Source organism: Actinoplanes sp. NPDC051633, assembly GCF_040681735.1.
GTDB lineage: Bacteria > Actinomycetota > Actinomycetes > Mycobacteriales > Micromonosporaceae > Actinoplanes.
The window spans coordinates 1-3600 of the sequence record NZ_JBFAZH010000808.1 but is presented as its reverse complement, the minus strand read 5'-3'; the positions used below and the strand labels follow the sequence as shown (position 1 = coordinate 3600).

3 protein-coding genes are annotated in these 3600 nt (G+C 67.9%); all 3 read right to left on the bottom strand.

Translation table 11 applies throughout. From position 1 onward, the window contains the following. Positions 1-228 precede the first annotated feature (228 nt). The 3 genes from AB0M20_RS32420 to AB0M20_RS32410 all read right to left on the bottom strand — a co-directional run bounded on the left by AB0M20_RS32420 (position 229) and on the right by AB0M20_RS32410 (position 3079). Entirely contained in the window at positions 229-900 is a 672-nt protein-coding gene (locus tag AB0M20_RS32420) for a hypothetical protein (protein WP_364304142.1), read from the bottom strand. Between the two features lie 12 nt (positions 901-912). Further along, positions 913-2325, bottom strand: coding sequence for an ADP-ribosylglycohydrolase family protein (locus tag AB0M20_RS32415; protein WP_364304143.1), 1413 nt, complete (start codon positions 2323-2325; stop codon positions 913-915). A gap of 76 nt (positions 2326-2401) precedes the next feature. Beyond that, on the bottom strand, positions 2402-3079 hold the full coding sequence (locus AB0M20_RS32410) for a hypothetical protein (RefSeq protein WP_364304141.1): 678 nt from the start codon (positions 3077-3079) through the stop codon (positions 2402-2404). Between the last annotated feature and the right edge of the window lie 521 nt (positions 3080-3600).

Genomic DNA, 3600 nt, shown 5'->3' with positions numbered 1-3600 from the left:
GTGGCCCAGAGCCGGCCGGTGATGGAGCGGTTGTGGCCGAATTTCGCCGCGCTGGCGGAATCCGCGCCGGATCTGGTGACCATCGACCTGGTGATCGCCGAGACGCTGCTGTCCACGTCCGCTCTGGATCAGCGCCTGGCCGCCTGAACCAAGTCGCTCGACAGCAACCATGCCAGCATGAGGGCAGCGGGGCTCGCGAGCGGCCGAACCCCGGGCAGGTAACGCCCGCTAGAAAATCTCGCCGAAGACGTCCAGCACCGTGCGCAACAGGTTGCCGTTGCGCTGGGCATAGACCGTCGGCAGGTGGAACATCGACTCTCCGACGAAGACGTATCCCGCCGTGTCCAGCATGGCCAGATAGCCGCTGCCGTTGCGGCTCAGAATCCAGTACCGGTCCTGGCGTTGACGCGCTTCCGGGTCGTTGACCTCGACCAGCGGGAAGGCGGCGAAGTGACCCGGGTCGGGGCACTCGTAGAACAATTTCGTTCCGTCGTAGGGCTTGTGCGCGACGATCTCCCTGCCGTCATCCAGCATGGTGATGGTGGAGATCTGCGCTATGGCGCGGTAGGTCAGGGTGCGCGGGGTGGATGCCGGGATGGCCTTCGGCGTCGTCAGGCCGGCCGCGGACTCGATGAACTCGATGCGGTCCGTCAGTTTGCCCTCCAGCAGGCGGTGATAGGGCCAGTAGTCGGACGGCTCGGCCGGCGGGAGGGCGACGCCGTGACGCCTGAGCCGGCCGAGCCGCAGCACCAGGGAGCTGTCTGGGCCAATGAGGTCCAGGCTGTTGAAGATGGCGATGTCGGCGTCCACTTCGCGGACGATCAGCTCGGGGTGTCGCCGGGTGAACTCTGCGGCCAGCCACCACGACAGGCCGAATCGCAGCCCGGGACGGATGACCATCTCCTCCATGGATCAGGCGAATCGCTCGACGACGCGGCGCAGTTCGTTGTTCACCAGGTAGCCGTGCTCGTCCAGCAGCTCCCGCATCTCGCCCAGCGCGTCCACCCCGGTGCGGCCCATCCGGACCATCGCATATCGCGCGCCCACCGCCGGCGTCCGGCTCTTCCCCGCCGCACAGTGCAGCAACACCTTGTGGCCCTCGTCGCGCATCGCCGCGACCATCCGGGCCGCCTGGTCCAGCGCGTAGGCCGTGTTGGCGTTGGCGCCCGGCTGATCCACCAGCCAGACCTGCACCTGATTCTCCGCCGGCACCTGCTCGAACTGCTTCTTGCCGACCCGGCACAGCGATACCACCGCGTCGACCCCGCTGTCCACCGCGTCGGTGAGCAGGTTGCCGAGCACCACGCCCTCGTCGTCGGGATGGGCGGTCATCAGCGGCTGCCGGATCGGTGACTCCATGCGATCGCAGCCGGGCCAGCCGACCCGGTCCGCGCTTCCGCCTCCGGTGCTCAGCGACGCCATCCGGATCAGGTCAGCGGATCGGTGGCCGCCCCAGCCGTGCACGATCCGCTGCCAGGTCAACGGAATGCCCGACACGCCCCACCGTGCGCCGAGCATCGCGCCGGCGATCGCGGCCACCGTGTCGGTGTCGTTACCGGCGCCGACCGCCGCGTACAGCGCGTCCCGGAAATGGTCGCAGCGGAACACGCCGTTGGGCAGATCCTCTACCGGTACGGGCGTCCGCATGATCGCGGACCACGCCGCCTGCAGCGCGGTCACCACAAATCCGTTGTTCGGGAACGTGTGTGGAACTTGCGCTTCGGCCTCGTCCAGCCACGCCGCCCACTTGTCACGCTGAGCCTGCAGCAGCAGCCCCACGCCGTCGCGCACGCCGTCGAACGTGCCGTCGAGGACGGCCCGCCGGATGCCCTCGCACCAGATCACACAGGCGTCGCCGGCGAGGGGGTCATGGTGGGTGAGATCGCTGACGGCTCGCGCGGCTTGCGCCAGGGCGTCAGGGTCGTCCAGGTACGCGAGTGCGACCGGCCCGGTGCGCATCAGTGATCCGTTGCCGGCGCTGCGGCCGGTCCGCCGGTGCAGCTCCTCGGCCGCAGCGCGCATCGTCTCGGCCAGCCCATCGGGGCTGTGGCCGCGCACCGCCCGCATCACCTGCTGCGTCTGGACGCCGATGTCGGTGGCGCCGTCCTCGGCCCACCGCACAAAGTTCGCGGCGATCCGGTCCAGCGCGGCCGGCTCGCGGAGATCCGCTCCGGTCGCGGCGACCTCGGCGATGCAGACGGCCATCTGGGTGTCGTCGCTGTACTCGCCGGGCTGGTAGTTGCCAGTCCGCCGCCGAGCATGCGGGGCTCGCCGTCCAGGGCCCGGCTGCCGAACTCGTACGGAACGCCCAGCGCGTCCCCGCAGGCGGCGCCTAGCAGCACTCCGGCGGCCCGGTCCCCTTGCATTGCGTCAAGCCGTGCACGCATCGCATATTTCCCACTCACGGCAGGATCGACCCCAGCGATGCTGCCACCAATGACGTCAGCTTGCGTCCGTGCGCCGAGTAGAGACCGGGCAGATGCAACACGTGCTCCCCGACGTACGCGAAGCCGTCCGTGTCGAGCACGGCGAGCAGCTCATCGTCTCGGATGACGCCCCAGTAACGGTATTGCGGTATGCCGAGCAGATCATCCGGTCGCCGCTGCTGTGCGCGCTCGGCCGCTATCGGGAATTTGTCGACGTAGCCGCGCGGACCTCCGCCGTACCCGCTGGTGTCCAGGATTTCATTGCGCACGTCCCACGAGCGCTTGTCGTTGACCGTGATGGCCATCAGTTGGGCGATCACCCGGTAGGTGAGCGCGGCCGGTGTCGAGATCGGCGACCGTTGTGGGGAGGGAAGCCGAACGCCCATCTCGATGCTTCTGACCACAGACGACGGCGGCCGGCTGAAGATCTGTTCGAAGGTCAGCGGCCGGAAGCTTTCGTCGTCCGGGATTTGCACGGTGCCGGCCCGATTGATGAAGACGACCCTTTCCCCGTTGCGGAACAGCGACAGACAGTCGTACTGCCCACCGCCGGGATGCATCTCGATGAGTACGAGGTCGGGATGGCGCCGGATGAGCTCGCTCGCGAGCCACCACGATTGCATCAGCCTCATGTGCTGCGCGATTTCACCCACGACCGAACGGTAAGCACATCGCCGGTCGTATCGGCCGGTTCTGCGGATTCGGTGTGCGTCGCAACCTTGATCGTCGAACCTGGTCAACGACCCCTACCGGGACCTGGCCCGGAATCGGCTCCTGGCCTCGCTGGGCCGTGACTGCCGTGAGTTGCAGCTGGTCGTGCCCGCCGGGCCTCGATCCACCACCCGAGGCCGGCGTTCCCGGAGACGCTGCTCGGTCTGGTTGCTCCCGGGTTCGCCCGGAGCAGCAGGAATGGTGGGCAAACCGGGATCGAACCAGCGACTCACCGACGTGACTGGCCAGAGTCAGAACAAAGATCTCCAGGCACGGCCGCCGAGCAAACTCCCCCAGCTGGGCCACGCATGACAACCGCAACCACCCGAGAACCGAGACCACCCGGCAAGGAGCAACCATCGCAACGTGGGGCCTCCGGGGGTCGCCCCCGGAATCAGTAGAGTGGGCGATACTGGGATCGAACCAGTGACCTCTTCCGTGTCAACGAATGGTCCGCACCGGC

Bases quoted from the DNA above. Each gene is read 5' to 3' on its own strand.
- AB0M20_RS32420 (WP_364304142.1), bottom strand. From the start codon at position 900: ATGGTCATCCGTCCCGGGCTGCGATTCGGCCTGTCGTGGTGGCTGGCC.